Raw genomic sequence first — 17681 nt, 5'->3', positions numbered from 1 at the left:
GCCGGCTCGGATTGGTCTAGTGCCTCAGAAGGACGGCGGCGTCATGGCACCGATCAGCACCGCGTGATGATCTGTCGCATTGCGGTACCAATGCGGCAATGACGAGTCATAGGTGAGGGAATCGCCTTCGGTCAGCGTGTACTCCGTCGAGCTGATGCAGACCACCAGCTCACCCTCGGTGATGGTGATGCACTCCTCGCCCTCGTGGACGAACGGGGCCTGCTCGTTGGTCCACCCCGCCGCGATGTGCGCTTTGATCATGCCTAGATGGCCATGCATGTGTGGGGTCAGCAGCTCGTAGATCAGATTGTTCTCCGACAGCATCAGCCGGCGGCGATCTTCTTGCCGCACCAGCGAGCCAGCTCGGTCGGGGCCGCCGAAGAATCGCCCGACCGGCACCTGGAGCGCCTGGGACAGTTTGATCAACGTGGTGAAGGACGGATTGCCGATGCCGCGCTCGATTTGGCTGAGCAGACCGGTGCTGAGTTCGGCCCGCTCGGCCAGTGTGGCAATGCTCAGCTGAGCCTCGCGGCGGAGCTGCTGCACCAGCACGCCCACTTCGGACATCGTGCGCGTCGTCTCGGTCCCCGTCGGGGCGACGGCTACTTTGCCCACCTGTGGGTCCATGACGCCATGATGGCTCAATCGCGAGGTCTCGTCAAAATATTGAAACACCTCTCGGCCAGGCCATGCCGGCAGCGACGCCGAGGAAGCCCCAGCTGCGCACTACGTGCGTGGGTCCTCGGCTGACATATCGACACCCACAGTGAGCATGCGGGCAGCATCGCACGCTCCCGTGGAGGCATGGGTTCAACATTCGCCAGCTCCGAGCACTCATCCTCCCATCTACGCCTTTACGGCGTAGCAAGCGCGCTTTTGAGCGCGGAGGCCACCGTGCGGGAGGGATTCATTCGGCTCGGCGGCCAGCCGCAGACGAGGCCTTGGGCTCCGCGGGCGGCCCGGATCTGAGACACTGTACGAGGCGGGACGGTGTTCGCAGTGTCCCGGGCCTCTAGCTCAATGGCAGAGCTGCGGACTTTTAATCCGTAGGTTGTGGGTTCGAGTCCCACGGGGCCCACTGGCCACCCTGGTCGCCGAGGCGACCGAGGGTGCTTCCAAGTCAGTGCCGTATCGGCGGCATTCTCCGCATATTCGTGGACGGGACGTGTCAACTGGGCACTGCCATGAGCGAAGCCACCGTCCTTGATCGCGAGATGTTCGCCGAAGCCGAAGCCGAAGCCGAAGCGGCTCGGCTGCTTGGCCTGCCTCAAGGCGCCCTCCACTACTGGCTCGAAGGCGGGGACCAGCGCGGCAAGGTTCACAACCAATCCTTCGGCTAGCCAACCGGCTCCCGCGCAGTGACCTGGGCAGAGTGCGTCGAGGCTGGATTACTACGCAGCTACCGAAACCGCCGCGTCCCAATGAACGAACTTCGTGCCTTCATCGACCGCCTGCGTTCCGACGGCGGCGGGCGGAAGACCCAGCACGCCTATCCCCCGGCTGCTGTCCGCTACTACGTCGACGCCGATGTGCTGGGCCTCGCCAAGCTCCTGGTTTAAGTCCGCAACGATGTCACCTACCCAGGAGATCCCGGAGGGGTCCTCCACCGCCGGCAACGACCTCCCTTGTCGTATCACCCAGCCGCAGATCCCTGACACGCTATGGATACCGGAGACTGCCGCGAACGGATGGCTCATCATTACGCGCGACTCGAACATCGCCGTCAACCGTGCGGAGATCGCAGCTGTCCGAGAGTCCGGAGCGCGCATGGTCGCGCTCGCTGGCAAGGATGCCAACGCAGCTTTGGCTCGCAGGAGGTGGTTTGACATACTCACAGGTCGCTATGGCGACCGCTGAGCATCTCAACCTCCCATAGCCAGAACAGGCCCGAAACGGCAACGAGCCGAGCGGCTCAGTGCGGCAACTGCGCCCGGTGACGCATCGCGTGGATCTGGCGGACCGTACTGGCCAGGCCGGCATTCCACGCGAGTCGTAGACGCTCAAGTGGTAGTCCGAGCCGTAGTGCCGGGCCACCCCGAGGACCACCAGCGTGGGGCGTTCGGCGCGGACCCGCGCCAGGATCGAGGTCCGCCACTGTTGGCATTCGGTGTACTCGCGCCCCAGGTACGGGCTGAACAGCGGCAGGTCGTTCGGCGGGCAGGTCGTCTTCGTCAGAGATTCGAGCTGCCAATGCCGGCGCCGGGCCACCTGCTCCAGCGGCGGGAACCACTGAGCCGCGTGCGAGTCGCCGAACAGGACGACCTTCGGTGACCCGCTGGTGTACGAGCATTCCGGCTGCACCGTGTCCGTCCACGAGAGGTTGCAGCCGTCGACGAACGGCGCCGCCTTGTCCCCGGCCGCACTTCCCACCGAGGGCTCCAGATTGGCCGGAACCGCCCGGGTGCGCAGGGCCGTGGCCACGGCGGCTGCGACCCGGTCATCGGCGGCGTTCAACGCGGTCAGTTCACCCGGCACGGACGTGCCCGCGGCGCCTGAACGGCGCGACTGCGTACTCGGCCGCCCGCTCGCGGTCGGCGTACCGGTCAGGGCGCGCAGGGCCACGGCGGCGCCTCGTCCCGACAGCGGCGCGATCCTGTTCGAGGCCAGGGACGACACGGCCACGCCGCCGACCACGAGCGCAGCACCGCAAGGGCCGGCCGTGCTCGCAACCGAGCCGAGCGGCGCACCGGATTTTCCAGCAAGCGCAGCGTGAACGCAGCCAGCACAGCGCTGAGAGCACACAGCGCCAGCGCTGCCGGCACGGGCAGCGGCCGGCCGAGGACGGCACGGGTGAGGGTCAGCACGGGCCAGTGCCACAGGTACCACGAGTACGAGATCGACCCGGCGTACCTCAGCACCCTCGTCCGCAACAGCGGACCGGGACCGATCAGGCCACCCGTCGATGGTCGGTGACCACCCGCAACGAGGATCGCCGCCGCAACGCCGCGCGGCCACCGAACCACCGCTGGAGCGGCCAGAGACATCAGGCCACCGACGGCCAGCTCCCATCCCCTCGATGCCAGCGAGAAATAGCCCCACGGCGGATTTCCGTCGGTGAGGCGTACGCCGATCGCACACGACGCGAGTGCCAGGGCGATGAGCACTGCCACCAGCACCGCGCGGCGGCGGTGCAGGCGCCGGCCGCGCAGCACGGTTGCGATCAGGATGGCCGGCCAGAAAAGGTAGAACTGCTCCTCGATGCCCAGTGACCAGTAGTGCTGCAGCGGCGACGGCGCGGTCGTGGTCAGGTAGTCGGTGCCGACGCCGGCGAAGCGATAATTGGCGACGAACAGCGCCGTGGTGAGAGCATCGGTGCTCACCGACCGAGCCTGCAGCGGTGGCAGCACTGCTACCGAGGCGAGGACGGTGGCGATCAGGACCAGCGTCGCAGCAGGCAGGATCCGACGCGCCCGCCGGGCGTAGAACGCCAGGAACGAGAAGCCGCGCGCTGTCGAGGTCCTTGAGGATCAGGCCGGTGATCAAGAATCCGGAGATCACGAAGAACACGTCGACCCCGACGTAACCGCCGCCGAATGTACCCACGCCGGGTCAGACATCGGCAACCCCAGGGGTCCCTCGGCCGGAACAACCTCGCGCTGCTGGAGGTGGATCGCTACAGACTTCACGCTAGCGGCGAGCACGAGCACCAGTGAACTATGAACTGCGTGTGATCAGCTGCGTGCGCCCTGTGAGTCTCCGGGAGTTAATCGCGAATCGCCTTGTTGATAAGAGTAGATCTGGTACATCGACCGTCATGATCCACGGTATAAAGGGGTGCCGTGGGATCGATACGGGGGGACGTATGAGGGCCAAAGAGGAACTGCATGCCAAGCCGCTGTACGGCCAGTCGTTCTCACCCTGCTGTGGACGCACCCTGGCCGAGCTGCCGCCCTACGACCGGATCACCCTCGATCCGGACCTCGTCAGCTGCGGTCGCCTGAGCGCGATGGACCTGCTGCTGCTCAGCGGCCAGTCAATCTCTGCCGGTTCCGGCAACGACCAGGCCAGCTACGCCATGGCCGCTACGGTGACGACCCTGTGTGGCGGATCGGTCAGCCTGCTCACCGCTCACAACATGGTGAACACGGCGATCAGCGAGCTGGGGCAGCCCGTGGAATGCTGGTCCGCCGAGCTGATGGTCCGGGTCACCGCGCGGGCTCAGCAGCTCGCCGGCAGCTAACGCGCTACCTGTAGAACGTCAGCCCGGCGCGCGGGTGAGCGTGTACGGAGCTCCGATGATCCAGCCCTTCGGCTCGGGCTTCGGCAGTTCCAGCTCTACCAGCTCGACCTCGTCGCCGACCCTGATGTCCCCCGGCGCCGCGACCCAGCAGTTGAGCGCCAGCTTCAGGTCGAACTCCCGCTGGATCTTGCGGAGCACGTCGGGATCCTGCTCACCGGTGTCGGGATCGATGGTGGTGATGACGCAGCGCGAGCGCACCGAGTACACGCCGATCACGGCATCCCCCACCCGAAGCGCCATGCCCGGCCAGCCACGCTCGGCGAGGCCGGCCACTCCACTGATCACGATATTGGGACGCAGCCGCCTGCTGTCGTAGCCGAATGCCTCGATGCTGCCGTCGGTCGCCACCAGCAGGTTGAGCACGTCGAAGCGCTCCGGCCCCTGGTACGGCACGAGCGCCACATCGGCCCGGACGGCGGCCCGGACCAGCTCGGCGACCCGCGGGTCCTGCCACGGCAATCCGTTGACGAGCACCTGTCCGTCCGGTGCCGTGGTGGCACTGAGCCCGAGCAGCGCCGACCTGCTGCGCGCGGTCACCACCCCGTAGTCGGACTGCACGTGCACCAGCCGGTCCCCGGCCACGCCATCGTCGGTCAGCGTCGCCGTGCTCAGCTGCTCACCGCGCAGGGACTTGACCGGAAACCGCCACAGCTCACTGACGTGCATGGTCACGAGGCTGCCACCGGGTCCGGCTCGACGGCCGGTGGCGGAAGCTCCCGCAACCGGCTCACCGGCGACAACGCCAGCGGAACGATCAGTGCGACGGCGAGGATCGCCAGCAGTGCCAGCGTGGTACGCAGGCCGACAGCGCCGGCCACGAAACCACTGACCGGGCCGGCGAGCGCTCCCCCGCCGAACAGCATCATCCGGAACACCGCGCTCATCCGTCCCATCAGCGAGGCCGGCGTGCAGGTCTGGCGCAGGCTCATCATGACGACCTGGACGGTGCCCAGCCCCAGGTAGCTGACGAAGAACGAGACGATGAACATAGCCGCGACGAACGGCTTGGTACCGCTGGCGAGCGGGATGAGCGCGGGTGCCAGGAAGATCGCCGTCATCGACACGAAATACACCCGCCCCAGGGCGAAACGCTGAATCACCTTGCGCGATACCGACGCCCCGAGCAGACCACCGACCGCCGACATGGACAGGATGAAGCCGAGCATAAAGGGCCTCAGCCCGACATCCCGAATGGCGTAGACGATGAACAGGGTCTGGATGGACACCATGCAGAAGTTGCACGCCGGGCCCATCAGTACCAACGGACGCAGGATGCGATCGCCGAACACCCAGTGCCAGCCGTCGGAAAGCTCGGTGCGCAGCCGCCGCTTGGTGGCCGGCGGCGTCGGGCGCTCCTCACGAGCCCTGATCAGCACCAGCGACACCATCGAGGCGAGGTAGGAGAAGGCGTCGAAGACGAGTGCGGTCGGCGCGGTCAGGGCACCGACGAGCACACCGGCCAGACCGGGGCCGGCCACATCGGCCGACGACGAGGTCACACCGAGCTTGGCGTAGGCCTCGACGTAATGCTTCGGATCCTTCACCAGGGTCGGGACGTAGGACATCCAGCTGACGTCGAAGAGCACCGAGGCGATGCCGATGCCGCAGGCGATGATCAGTAGCGGTCCCATGCTGAGCACGCCGAGGTGCGACAGCAGCGGGACCAGCGCGAGCAGCACCATCCGCACGGCGTTGGCCGCGAACATCACCGGTCGCCGGCGAACCCGGTCCACCCACACACCGAACAGCAGCGCCAGGCCGAAGTAGGGGACCAGCTGCACAAAACGCAGGACGCCGACCTGCTCGGTGCTGGCGTCGAACATCAGCACCGCGGTGAGCGGCAACGCCAGGGTGGTGACCTGGGTGCCGAACAGCGACACCGTCTCGCCGACCCAGAAGGTGACGAAGTCCCGGTTGTGCCACAACGTCGAGCGCTCGCCGGACACGTCCGGCTCAGCGGTTGCGGCGTCGGTTCCGGTGCTCACTACTGGTCCACCAGGTGCTGCCGGACGTAGGTGCTGAGCTGGGCAAGGGAATCACCGTTCCAGATCGAATAGTGGTTTCCGGGCAGCACATGCTCGACGACCTCTTTGCTGACGGTGTCCCAGCGGGTGGACTCTGGTTCGGAGTCCGCCGCACGCAGGTGCACCACCGTGCCGGCGTACGGGCTGGTCACCTCATAGCTCCACAGCGCCTGCAGATGAGCCCGGAACGGGGTGTACCGCTCCTCGAGCAGGTCGGCGTCGATCTCTTCGGGAAAGATCCGGGCACGTTCGACGGCCGCGAAGAGGGTCGCGGGCTCGACGTCCTCGGCCGCGTCGGCGAACACCGGGTCCAGGCCACCTGCCGACAGATCGGCAACGCCCACCAGATCGCCCAGGAACCGGCGCAGGATGCCCTTCTCGGTAGGCAGGGGCGCTATCCACGGCAACCCGGCATCCACCAGGATCAGCCGCTCGACGCTCTGGCCGGGGGCGAGCAGCCGTACCGCCATGTCGAAGGCCAGCACCCCGCCGAGCGACCAGCCCAGCAGCTGGTAACCGCCCGACGGCTGGAACTCCCGCAGGATCTCGACGTACTCGGCGGACAGTTCAGGCAGCGAGCTCACCACCGGCCGCTCGTTGTCGAAACCCGGCGCCTCGAATCCGTACACCGGCTGATCGGGGGGCAGCGCCTGCACCAGACCGGCATAGGCATACGCCGACCCGGACACCGCATGCACGCAGAACAGCGGGTTGCGATCGCCGGTTCCCCGCAGCTCCACCAGTCGTTCGAGGTCAGCCACTGGTCGAGCCGCGAGCGGCCACCAGCTCGTCGATGGTTGCCGAGATGGCGCTGACGGTGGCGTTGGCGTACAGCTTGCGAATATTGATCTTCACGCCGAACGCCTTGTTGATCCGGCTGACGACCCGCATCCCCTGCAGCGAGTTGCCGCCGATCTCGAACAGGCTGCTTTCCACACTGATTTCGTCCGCGGCCAGGACGTCGGCGAAGATGTCGGCCACCGCCTTCTCGGTCGGCGTCCGGGGGCTGACCACAGCCGATTCCGAGCCGCCCACAGCCTCCACCGGTTCCGGCAAAGCCTTGCGGTCGATCTTGCGTGCGGCGGTGAGCGGGAACTCGTCGAGCACCACCCAGGCGGTCGGCACCATGTATTCGGGCAGCATCGCGGCCAGGTGGTCGCGCACGTCCTCGATCACCGGCGGCTGGTCGCCCTTGGCCGTCAGATAACCGATCAGCTGGTTGTCGCCCTGCCGGTTCGGGCGCATCAGCACCACAGCCAGCCGGACGGACGGATGCGTGAGCAGCGCCGACTCGATCTCACCGAGTTCGATGCGCAGCCCGCGCAGCTTTACCTGGGTGTCGATCCGGCCCAGGAAGTCGATCTCGCCGTCCTTGTTCCAGCGCACCAGGTCACCCGTGCGATACACCAGCCGCTCGGGACGGAACGGGTCCGGCACGAACTTCTCGGCCGTCAGCTCCGGCTGGTTGAGATACCCCAGTGACAGCGCGCCGTCCTCGCCACCGACCAGCAGCTCACCGGGAATACCCTTCGGAACCAGGTTGCCCGACTCGTCGACGATGTAGAGCTGCCGGTTGACCTCGGCGTGCCCGATGGGCGGGGAGGACTGCCACTCGATGTGGTCGCACTCGTACTCGGTGCAGGCGATCGAGGCCTCGGTGGGCCCGTAGAGGTTGACGAACCGGCGACCGGGCAGGTTCCACTTGTTGACCAGCTCGGCGGGCAGTGCCTCGGCACCGCCCATGACGTACTTCAGGTCCGGGTACGGCTCAGGCTCGACGACCGACAGCATGGCCGGCGAGAGGCCCGCATAGGTGACCCGCTGATCGCGCATCAGCTGCGCCAGACCCTCGGGCGACAGTCCCTCGTCCGGTGAGACGGCGACGACCCGGGCACCTGCGAGGAAGGCCGTCCAGATCTCGCCCTGGGACATGTCGAAGGTGAGCGCGGGCAGCTGCAGCAGCCGGTCCTGCGGGGTGAAATCGAAGGTGCGCCGGTACGCCTCGGCGAAGAACGACACCCCCCGGTGCACCATCACGACGCCCTTGGGGGTGCCGGTGGAGCCGGAGGTGTAAAGGATGTAGGCGATCGAGTCTCGGGTGGCCCACTCCTCCAGCGGCTCGTCGCTCGGATGGGCCTCGATCGCGTCCCACTCGGTGTCCAGCCACACCGTTGACCACCCAGAGGACTCCGGAAGCCGATCGGCGAAGGACGACCGGGTAATCAGGATCGGCGCGGCGGTGTCGCCCATCATGAACTCCAGGCGCGCGGCGGGGTGCTTCGGGTCGAGCATGGCGAACCCGGCGCCGGCCTTGAGGATGCCCAGCATCGTCACGTAGGCGTCGAGGTCGCGGTCGATGATCACCGCGACGACCTGGCCACGCTGCAGCCCGAGCGAACGCAGGTGGCGGGCGAGCTGATCACCACGGCGGTTCAACTCGGCGTACGTGATCTCAACACCCTTGCAGACAATGGCAACCGCATCCGGGGTGGCGGCCGCACGCTTGGCGAAGCCGACGTGCAGCGGCAGCTCTTCGAAGTCGACGACCTCGCCCTTGCCCAGCTCGACGTACTCGGCCACCTGCGCCGATGACAGCAGCGGCAGCTCGGACAGGCGCAGTTCCGGATTGCGCGTCGCCGCGTCCACCACCGTCTCGAGATGGCTGATCAGCGCCTCGATGCGCCACTCGTCGAAGAGGTCGGTGGAGTACTCCACCGTCGCGGTGAGAGCGTCCGCGCCCTCGATCAGGTTCAGCGACAGGTCGAAGCGCGCGTTGATCGAACGCATCGGCAGGTACTCGGACTCGATGCCCGGCAACCGCATGGCATCGCCTGAGACACCATCGCCCAGCACCTGGACCGACACCTGGAAGAGCGGGTTGCGTCCGAGATCACGGGTGGGTTGAACGCGGTCGACGACCTGGTTGAACGGCAGTTCCTGGTGCTCGTACAGCTCCAGGCTGGCATCGGCCGTCCGGTCCAGCAGTTCGGTGAAGGTGGGGTTCCCGGTCAGATCCGAGCGCAGCACGGCCATGTTGATGAACAGTCCGACGACGTCCTCGAGCTCCGGATCGACCCGTCCCAGCATCGGCATGCCGACGGGAATGTCGTACTGACCGGTGTAACGGCTGAGGACGGCGTTGAACGCCGCGGTGAACACCATGAACAGCGAGGCGTTGTTCGCACTTGCCAGGTTCCGCGCGGCGGTCAGCAATTCGGCCGGGAACGTCCGGAGATAGGTGGCGCCGCGGTGGTTGGACGATGCCGGACGGAGCCGGTCGGTCGGCAGGTCGAGCACCGGCAGGCCGGCGAGCCGCTCGTCCCAGAAGCGCAGTTCCTCTTCCAGGTCGTCGCCCCGCAGCCGCTCGCGCTGCTGAGCGACGAAGTCGGCGTAGTCCAGCGGCAGGGCGGGCAAGTCCGGTTCCTCGCCGGCCGCCAGCGCCCGGTAGGCCGCCGCGATCTCGGTGTTCACCGAGGTCATCGACCAGCCGTCGATCACGATGTGGTGAAAGCCCTCGGCCAGGACGTGGTCGCCATTGCCCATCCGGTACAGCGTGAACCGGTACAGCGGCCCGGTTTCGAAGTCATACGGCGTGGCGGTCTGCGTTGCGATCGCGGCCGCCAGCGCGCCCTCGCGTTCGGCCGCCGCGATGTCGCTGAGGTCCACGACGGGCAGGGCGGCCTCGCCGGACTCGGTGATCACGCGGTACGGAGCGCCGTCCGCCGCGCGGATCACGGCGCGCAACGAGGCATGCCTGGCGATAACCCGGCTCAGGGCCTGCCGAAGCACGTCCACGTCGAGGCTGCCCCGCAGGCGCCAGGCCAGCATCATGTTGTACGTCGTCTCACCCGGGGCCATCTGCTCCAGGAACCACAGCTGCTCCTGTCCGAAGGACAGCGGGAGCCGGGGCGTCTCAGCCCCCGGCGACCCTTCGGCAGCCGCGGGCACCGAGTCGACGTGCATGCTCATCTGGGGTGGACTCCGTTTTCTGTGCGCTGTTGGAACAGAACATAATCTATCCGGGCTAATCCGGCCGTTAGCTGCTCTTCGGACGGCGGGCTCAGACCCAGTCGAAAACCGCCGGTGCCGCCCAGGGTCTCGGCCGGCATGAGCAGCACTCGCTCATCCAGGACTCGGCGGCAGAACGACAGCGAGGGTTCGCCGGTGTCCAGGTGGACCCACGCGAAGGGCGTCCGCTCCGGCGGCGCCAGCCGGAGCCGGCCGCGATGCCGCTCGCTCCACCGCTGGACGATGTCGAGGCCGGCCCCGATCAGGCGGTCGTACTCGGTGACATAGGAATCCCGCCGGGACAGCACGTCGCAGGCCAGTACCTCGCACAGCACCGAATTCGAGATGGTCGTCAGGTGCTTGCGGTCCGCGCAGCGGTCCACCAGCTCCGGGGCTCCGTACATCCAGCCGATCCGAAGGCCGGGAAACCCGAACACCTTCGACAGGCCGGACACCGAGACGACCCGGTCGCTGTGCACGGCAGCCGATTCCGCCAGGTCCACTTCGTACTCCTGGTCGAGAACGAGGTAGGCGTCGCGCCGTTCCGCCAGCGCCAGCAGACCGGCAAGTTCGGCGGGCAGCATCCGGCGGCCGGTGGGGTTGCCCGGAGAGTTGACGATGATCATGCGCAGTGCCCTGGTGGCACTGGCGGCCGTCCGGTCCAGGTCGATGCTGAAGTCGGGTTCGAGGTCGAGTACGTCCACCTGGCATCCGAGCATCGCGGGGGCATCCCAGGACTGCTGCCAGCCGGGCCGAAACGTGATCACCTGGTCGCCGGGGGCCAGCAGGGTGCTGTAGAGCAGGAAGAGCGCTTCCTCGGCGCCGTGGGTGACCAGCACCGAATCCGCCGATCCGCCGTACAGCCCGGCGATGGCCGTCCGCAGCTCTTCGATGCCGCGGTCGGCTCCGTAGGACAGTGCGAGGTCCGGGGGAACGGTGAGCTCGCTCAGGCGCCCCGTCCTGACGTAGCTGCTCGACAGGTCGATATCGAACCGGTCGGGCGTGTCGTGGAATACCCACTGCTGCATTGGGTAACCGGCGTTCGTCGGAGCCGGTTGAGGAATGGTCACAGTGGTCCTTCCGACCCGGCGTCGCCGGTCTGCCCCGGATCGCTGAGGCCGGCGCCAAGCGCCGGTCCGAACGAGCCGGTGGCGATCAGCTCCACCGTTCCGGTCATGCTGATCGCCCCGTCGTCGGCGAAACTCAGCTGAAGCTCGCCGCCCGGCATCCGTACCCGCACCTGGTCGTCCACCAGGCCCAGCTTGCGCGCCACCGCGGCGGCCGCACAACTGCTGCTGCCCGACGACAAGGTGTAGCCCGCGCCGCGCTCCCAGATCTCGATGGCGATCGAGTTGCGGTCGAGCACTTCGAGCAACTGGACGTTCGTCCGCTGCGGAAAGCTGGCGTGCGTGGCGATCTGCGGCCCCAGCTCGCAGGCAAGCTCGCGGGTGGCCTGATCAACGACGGTGACCGCGTGCGGGTTGCCGTTGTTCAGGCAACACAGCCGGACGTCGCGATCGGCCAACCGCACGGTGCGCGGCCCGCCTGCCTCGAAGCTCGGCACGCCCATGTCGATGCTGACCAGGCCGTCGGCGACATCCAGCACCCGTACCGCGGTGTCCCCGGCGACCGTGCGTGCGGTCAGCCCGGTGCTCGGCCAGTCCCCGGGGTAGCACTGCGCCAGATACAGGGCGAAGATCCGCAGCCCGTTGCCGCTGCGCTCGCAGTCGGTGCCGTCGGAGTTGAACAACCGCAGGGTTACGGGCAGGCCGGCCTCGACGGGGCCGATCGGTCCGAGCACGATCCCATCCGCACCGAGCCCGAAGTGGCGATCGCACGCCAGCCGGACGTTCTCCGGAGTGGGGACGAACCCGAAGCGCGCCGGATCCAGCACCAGGTAGTCGTTGCCGAGCGCGTGGTACCTGGCGAACTCGAAGTCAGCAATCCCGTGCTCGGCGGCACGGCCTGCCGCCTGCACCCGAGTCAACGCGGCTGGGTCACATCGTCGAGGCGGTGTCGCTCAGCGCTGCCTGGTCGTGATCGTCGCCGTACCAGCGCTCTTCCCAGCGCGAGAAGGCCACGATGAGGATGTCGCGCTTGCCGGTCTGATCACCGGCCGGCTGCACGTCGGTGACGTCATGGGCGACCGCCTTGTCGTCGATCAGGACGGCCTTGCTCGGCTCCAGCACACCCGTCCAGAACGGCTCGTCGGCTCCGAGCTTCCACAGCCGGGTCTGGCCGTCCTCGACCTCGGTCCTGCGCAACACCGCGATCATCACGAACTCGTGGCCGTCCTGATGAACGCCCTCGGGCGTCAGGACACCGGACTTCTCACGCGAGGCGATCGTGCGGTTCTGGTGGACGTTGATCTGCCAGTCGGTGTCCGTGCTGAGGTTGAGTTCCCCGGCACCGTGGCCGATCAGCGAGGTGAAGTCGACCTGGATCGGCTCGTACGGGCGCTTGTACCCACCGCCGACCGGGTTGAAATCCTTGAACGCCGTGTAATCACGGTGCGGAAGTAGCTCGAAGTCCCAGGCCTCGCCGTTCCACGAGAGCCGATACTGCGAGAAGCGCTTGTACCGGGTGCCGTTGCCCATGTACGGGTCGTGCGGCAGGTCCTCGTAACTGTCGAGGATCTCCCCCGAAACCTCGGGAAGATCAAGCAAGGCAAAGCCTTGGCCGTTCAGAGACATCCCTCAACCTCTCGTGTGGTGAACCGGTGGATCAGGCGGGCTGGGTGGAGCCGGCGAGGCGCTCGTCGAGGTAGCGCGCCGACGAGTTGAGCCGCCAGAGCGTGCCCCGGGCGATGCCGCGACGCATCGACTCGGTGCCGGCCGCCGGAGCCACGATGTTGTGGAACCAACCCGCGGCGTGCACGGAGTCGATGGTGATGTGCAGGCGGTGGTAGACGATGCCGACGTCGGGCAGCCCCAACCGCTCCCACGCCGAGACCACGGACTTGAAGCGGTCAGGCACCAGCCACTCGGTCATGCCGAGGAAGCCGACCGCCTCGGCGTAGAGGTGGCGGTAGCGGCACAGCATGACCGCGAGGTTGCCCGAGAGCAGCGCGTTGGCGGTGAGAACCCGGTCGAGTTCCTCGTCGGTGATCTGGAAGACCTCGAAGATCTTGTTGAACAGGGTCGTGTGGACCTCGGCGGGGTTGCCGTTGCCCATCTCGTCCCAGAAGTTGGTCGCGATCTCCATCTTCGCGGGGCCGCTGGTGCCCACCTGCATCATCGCCAGCAGATCATCGAAGCGGCCGTCGACGACCGACTCCTGAAGGATGTAGGTCCTCAGGTCCTCTACGCCGGCGTGGTCGTGGATGAATTCGTTGTAGTACGAGTGCTTGAAGACCCGGTGTTGGCGGGCCATGGTCTTGAGCCAGCTCAGGTAGGCCTTGCCGTCGGTGGGTGCCTGGTCCAGCAAACCGTCCGGAATGAACTTGTTCTCGGCGGCAAGGGTCGCGGTCTCGAGCAGTCGGGTCACCTCGTGCAGGGCTACCGAGCCCTCGGCGGTGGGCTGATTCGGAATGCGGATCGTGAGGTCATAGATGCGGGCGAGCAGCTTCTGCTGGGCGAAGAAGGCATTCGGGTCCGAGGCTGCGGCGGCGTTGATCGCGCGCACCGCCGACACGGTCTGCACGCGGTCGACCTCGCTGAGCGAGTCGTCGAGTTCCTCAGCGGGCAGCGCGAGCCAGGCCGAGATGCAGTCGACGGTGGCCCAGAAATCCTGCGCATTGCCGGGCACTCCGACAAGGCGTTCGATACGTGATGACACGCGGGCTCCAGAGGGTCGTAGAGAGGAGAACAGGTCTCGGCTCCTCCTCGAACACCAGCAGGCAACGCGGGCCGACTGCGCGGCCTTGCACCACCTTGTCGGCTTCGGGGTTAGGAGGCGGATTGAACTGTTTGGAGGACTGATTGCGGTTCAACATAGTCATCAACTGTCAGGTTTGTAAACAGTACGACCCATTCCGCATACATCAGACACGTCGTATCCATCCCCTGAAACCACCACAGCCTGCAGTCATGGCAGAAAACGCGCACTGGCAGTCACGGTCACTGGCCACAACCGGCCTGCCGAGCGGACACCCGCGGAGCATGCCTTCGTCCCGGTGCCATGGCGTCTCCGGACGCGACAGAGCCAGCGCCGCACGAGGCGACGCTGGCTCTGAGAAACGTGCTGAGGGTCGTCTAGAACTCCCCGACCACGTCAGCGATCAGGACCTGGGCCGGCGAGGCCGGCCGCGCGGCCTGGCTCGCTGTAGCCGCCGTCGCGGCGCTGGCGGGCACCAACACCAGCGCCCGGCTGCCGACGTTCTGACCGGCCAGCTTGCTCACCACGGTGAGGACATTCTGCGCCGCCACGGTTTGTGGCGCCTGCCCCCATGACGAGTGGGTTTTCTTGCCGGTCGCGAGGTCGGTCTCGACGATCTGCATCACCAGCGTCTTGGTGGCGTCGATCTTGTCACCGCTACCCTTCACCAGCAGGGTGGACACCGGCTTTGACGGCGCCTTGACGCCGGCCGTGCTCAGGATCGTCGGAGCCTTGCCGGGTACGTTGGTGATCTTGGGCAGCCCCGACGCGGGCAGGTCGCTGACGACGGTGCCAGGTGCGGATGCGTCCGGCTTGAAGGTCTTCAGCAAGTCCACCACGAAGACGAGTGTGTCGGTGCCGCTGATACCGGCGCTGGACTGACCCTGGCTTCCGTAGCCCTCTGCCGGCGGCAACGCCATGACCAGCCGGGTACCGAGCTTCTGGCCGACGAGCGTCTTGTCCCAGCCCGGGATGACCCGGCCGACGCCGATGGCGAACGCGGCGGCATTGCCCCGATCGAACGAGCTGTCGAAGACGTTGGGCTTGCCGTTCTTGGGTGCCCAGGTCTGGCCGACGTAGTTGGCGACCAGCGTGTCCCCCTTGGCGACCGTGGCGCCGGTGCCCTCGGTGAGAACCTGCTTCACGAGGGTGGTGGGAGCTGCCTTGCTGGGGATGGTGACAGTGGGCTTCACGCCGAAGCCGCCGGTCACCTTGATGCCGACGTCCGTTGTCGTGGCGGTTCCACTACCTGAGGCTGCCGGTGAACTGCTGGCCGCGCCGCCGGTAGCAGCCGCCGTCCCGGTAGCAGCTGACGTCCCGGCAGCCGAGGGACCCGCCGAGGACGACTTCGAGGACGAGCCGCACGCGGCCAGCACGAGAATGGGAAGGACAACCGATGCGGCGCGAAGCCGCCTGGAGAAACGCACAAAGACCCCGATCGGGTAAATTCGAGAGAGAAAGAGACCTGCGCTAGTTTAGCTCGCCGTCGGGCCGCTCATCGAGCACATGTGGTCGCATCGAGCATTCTCATGCCAGGCTCTGAGGATGCATCTGCAGGCAGTGGCGGCACTATCGGACGAGCTGGCGGCGACCTCGTCCCGCGGCGCGAAGGTGGCACGGATCGCCGAACTCCTGGCCACCGCGCAGCCGGCCGAGGCCGCCATTGTCGTCGCGTGGCTGTCCGGGGAGTTGACCCAACGACAGATCGGAGTCGGCTGGGCGGCGCTGCGCGACCTTCCCCAGCCGGCTTCTGAGCCGACCCTGGCGGTTACGGAGGTGGACGATCGCCTTGGCCGGATCGGAACGACCAGCGGTACCGGCTCCCAGGCCGTCCGGCGACAGTTGCTGATGAACCTGTTTGGTGCCGCGACCGGGCAGGAGCAAGCCTTTCTGACGCGGTTGCTCACCGGCGATCTGCGCCAGGGCGCGCTGGCCGGAGTGATGACCGACGCGGTGGCACGTGCGGCAGGGCTGCCGCTGGCCGACATCCGGCGGGCCGCGATGCTCAGCGGCGACCTGGCCCGGGTCGCGACCGCCGCGTTGGCCGGCGGCGCCGACGCGCTGGGCGAATTCCGCCTTCGGATCGGGCACCCGGTCAGCCCGATGCTGGCCCAGACCGCTACCAGCGTCGAGGACGGGCTGGCCACACTCGGCGGCGAGGCGGCGCTGGAATGGAAGCTGGACGGCGCCCGCATCCAGATCCACCGGTCCGGCTCCGAGGTGGCGCTGTTCACCCGCACCCTGGACGACGTGACGTCGCGGATGCCGGAGGTGGTCGAGGCGGTACGTCGCTTCGACGCTCGCGAGCTGGTCGCTGATGCCGAGGTGATCGCGCTCCGTCCGGACGGTCGGCCGCAGCCATTTCAGGTGACCGCGTCCCGGTTCGGTTCCCGCTCGGATCCGGCGGTGCTGGCGCGTACGGCACCGCTGAGCCCGTTCGTGTTCGATCTGCTGCATCTGGACGGCCGGGATGTTCTCGACTCGCCGGCCGATGCTCGCTGGCGAGCGCTGGATGGGCTGCTGCCCGAGGATGCCCGGATATCTCGGCTGGTGACCGCCGACGCCGCCGCGGCGCGGGACTTTCTGGCTGGTGCTCTGGCACATGGGCAGGAGGGTGTGATGGTGAAGTCGCTGACCGCGCCGTACGAGGCCGGCCGGCGTGGCGCGGGCTGGCTGAAGGTGAAGCCAGTACACACCCTGGACCTGGTGGTACTGGCGGTCGAGTGGGGATCGGGACGGCGCAAGGGCAAGCTGTCCAACATTCATCTCGGGGCCCGCGAAGAGACCGGCGGCTTTGTGATGCTCGGCAAGACGTTCAAGGGCATGACGGACGCCATGCTCGACTGGCAGACGGAGCGGTTCCTGAGCCTCGCCGACGGGCCGGCCGACTCTTGGGTGGTGCGGTTGCGGCCCGAGCAGGTGGTCGAGATCGCGTTCGATGGCGTGCAGCGGTCCTCCCGCTATCCGGCGGGGCTGGCGCTGCGGTTCGCCCGGTGCTGCGGTATCGCGACGACAAGCGGCCGGCTGAGGCCGACACGATCGACGCAGTCCGCGCGTTCTACGTCGAGTAGACGGTCGCTTGAGCCAAACCAAGATCGGCAGCGACAGCAGCTACCGACCGACCCGCCCGGATGAACTCGACCACCCGCGACGAAACTCCGCGTCATACGTCTTCGACACTGCGCGTCCTCCTCAGAATGGACGCAGCCTCTCACACCACCGGGTCAAGAGACGGGAGCCAGATCACCTGGATATGTCGGCCGACCCTAAGACACTGCAAGGCGTGACCGAGGGAGCCGCACACGATGACGCACGCCAGCGTCTGGATGAGTTGCAGCAGCGACTGCGCGACGGTCGAGGGGCGCAGCCTCGATCGCGCTCCTTGCACCGCCAGCCCAGCGCCGCTGTCGGCCTGCTTCTTGGTCGAGACGCGCAGGTGGCCGACCACGACCGTCACGATGACTCCTAGCCCGGGGCTTTCATGAGGGCGGCGCGTTGATCAACTGAAAAGTGCTCCAAGCCAGCAAGAATCAGGGTTGCGACGACCAGTTCATGCGGAGCGAGGAGCACCTTCAGGGTGAAGAATATCGGGT

At 67.2% G+C, this 17681-nt stretch carries 15 protein-coding genes, 1 tRNA gene and 3 pseudogenes; 6 read left to right on the top strand and 13 right to left on the bottom strand.

Annotated features, from left to right (window positions below):
• Positions 1-24: 24 nt before the first annotated feature.
• A complete protein-coding gene (locus tag RM423_RS18215; protein WP_311424470.1) occupies positions 25-627 on the bottom strand; it encodes a helix-turn-helix domain-containing protein in 603 nt (200 codons plus the stop codon).
• A gap of 379 nt (positions 628-1006) precedes the next feature.
• Between RM423_RS18215 and RM423_RS18210 the strand changes: the two genes are divergently transcribed.
• From RM423_RS18210 to RM423_RS25760, 4 genes and pseudogenes are all read left to right on the top strand, one after another.
• Positions 1007-1078, top strand: a tRNA-Lys gene (locus tag RM423_RS18210).
• Positions 1079-1184: 106 nt separating this feature from the next.
• Positions 1185-1340 (top strand): hypothetical protein, encoded by a 156-nt coding sequence (locus RM423_RS18205; protein ID WP_311424469.1) that lies wholly within the window; start codon positions 1185-1187, stop codon positions 1338-1340.
• Positions 1341-1421: 81 nt separating this feature from the next.
• Positions 1422-1559, top strand: coding sequence for a hypothetical protein (locus RM423_RS18200; RefSeq protein WP_311424468.1), 138 nt, complete (start codon positions 1422-1424; stop codon positions 1557-1559).
• A pseudogene (locus tag RM423_RS25760) lies at positions 1528-1722 on the top strand (hypothetical protein); the annotation flags it as partial. The gene RM423_RS18200 and the pseudogene RM423_RS25760, both read left to right, overlap by 32 nt.
• Here RM423_RS25760 and RM423_RS18195 read toward each other — a convergent pair.
• Together RM423_RS18195 and RM423_RS18190 are read right to left on the bottom strand one after the other, a co-directional pair.
• Complete coding sequence (locus RM423_RS18195; protein WP_396327781.1) at positions 1660-2301, bottom strand: SGNH hydrolase domain-containing protein; 642 nt, start codon at positions 2299-2301, stop codon at positions 1660-1662. The pseudogene RM423_RS25760 and the gene RM423_RS18195 sit on opposite strands and share 63 nt — an antisense overlap.
• A 242-nt stretch (positions 2302-2543) precedes the next feature.
• Positions 2544-3437: pseudogene (locus tag RM423_RS18190) on the bottom strand (acyltransferase family protein); the annotation flags it as partial.
• A 365-nt stretch (positions 3438-3802) separates the two neighbouring features.
• Between RM423_RS18190 and RM423_RS18185 the strand changes: the two are divergent.
• Entirely contained in the window at positions 3803-4180 is a 378-nt protein-coding gene (locus tag RM423_RS18185; RefSeq protein WP_311424465.1) for a hypothetical protein, read from the top strand.
• Between the two features lie 18 nt (positions 4181-4198).
• On the opposite strand, the gene RM423_RS18180 is transcribed toward RM423_RS18185, so the two are convergent.
• The 9 genes from RM423_RS18180 to RM423_RS18140 form a co-directional block, all read right to left on the bottom strand.
• Positions 4199-4906: an MOSC domain-containing protein gene (locus RM423_RS18180; RefSeq protein WP_311424464.1), complete on the bottom strand. Its 708-nt coding sequence runs from the start codon at positions 4904-4906 to the stop codon at positions 4199-4201.
• 2 nt (positions 4907-4908) lie between these two features.
• A complete protein-coding gene (locus RM423_RS18175) occupies positions 4909-6225 on the bottom strand; it encodes an MFS transporter (RefSeq protein ID WP_311424463.1) in 1317 nt (438 codons plus the stop codon).
• Positions 6225-7025, bottom strand: a complete 801-nt coding sequence (locus RM423_RS18170) for a thioesterase domain-containing protein (RefSeq protein WP_311424462.1) — start codon at positions 7023-7025, stop codon at positions 6225-6227. Before RM423_RS18170 ends, RM423_RS18175 begins: the two co-directional genes overlap by 1 nt.
• Positions 7018-10233, bottom strand: coding sequence for a non-ribosomal peptide synthetase (locus RM423_RS18165; RefSeq protein ID WP_311424461.1), 3216 nt, complete (start codon positions 10231-10233; stop codon positions 7018-7020). Before RM423_RS18165 ends, RM423_RS18170 begins: the two co-directional genes overlap by 8 nt.
• Positions 10230-11342 (bottom strand): pyridoxal phosphate-dependent aminotransferase, encoded by a 1113-nt coding sequence (locus tag RM423_RS18160; RefSeq protein ID WP_311424460.1) that lies wholly within the window; start codon positions 11340-11342, stop codon positions 10230-10232. The genes RM423_RS18165 and RM423_RS18160 overlap by 4 nt, the downstream gene beginning before the upstream one ends.
• Entirely contained in the window at positions 11339-12250 is a 912-nt protein-coding gene (dapF, locus tag RM423_RS18155; protein WP_311424485.1) for a diaminopimelate epimerase, read from the bottom strand. Before dapF ends, RM423_RS18160 begins: the two co-directional genes overlap by 4 nt.
• 19 nt (positions 12251-12269) lie before the next feature.
• A complete protein-coding gene (locus RM423_RS18150; RefSeq protein ID WP_311424459.1) occupies positions 12270-12965 on the bottom strand; it encodes a 2OG-Fe dioxygenase family protein in 696 nt (231 codons plus the stop codon).
• A gap of 31 nt (positions 12966-12996) precedes the next feature.
• Positions 12997-14049, bottom strand: coding sequence for an iron-containing redox enzyme family protein (locus tag RM423_RS18145; protein WP_311424458.1), 1053 nt, complete (start codon positions 14047-14049; stop codon positions 12997-12999).
• 416 nt (positions 14050-14465) lie between these two features.
• A complete protein-coding gene (locus RM423_RS18140) occupies positions 14466-15464 on the bottom strand; it encodes an FKBP-type peptidyl-prolyl cis-trans isomerase (protein ID WP_311424457.1) in 999 nt (332 codons plus the stop codon).
• Positions 15465-15633: 169 nt separating this feature from the next.
• Between RM423_RS18140 and RM423_RS18135 the strand changes: the two are divergent.
• Positions 15634-17159 (top strand): annotated as a pseudogene (locus RM423_RS18135) (ATP-dependent DNA ligase).
• A gap of 140 nt (positions 17160-17299) precedes the next feature.
• Here the strand turns inward: RM423_RS18135 and RM423_RS18130 are convergent.
• The gene (locus RM423_RS18130; RefSeq protein ID WP_311424455.1) at positions 17300-17545 is read right to left on the bottom strand and encodes a hypothetical protein; all 246 of its coding nucleotides are present in this window, start codon (positions 17543-17545) and stop codon (positions 17300-17302) included.
• Positions 17546-17681: the final 136 nt, after the last annotated feature.

Source organism: Jatrophihabitans lederbergiae (assembly GCF_031845305.1).
GTDB classification, from domain to species: Bacteria; Actinomycetota; Actinomycetes; order Mycobacteriales; family Jatrophihabitantaceae; genus Jatrophihabitans_A; species Jatrophihabitans_A lederbergiae.
The sequence above is the reverse complement of the archived record's forward strand: the minus strand, read 5'-3'. Positions and strand labels throughout refer to the sequence as shown.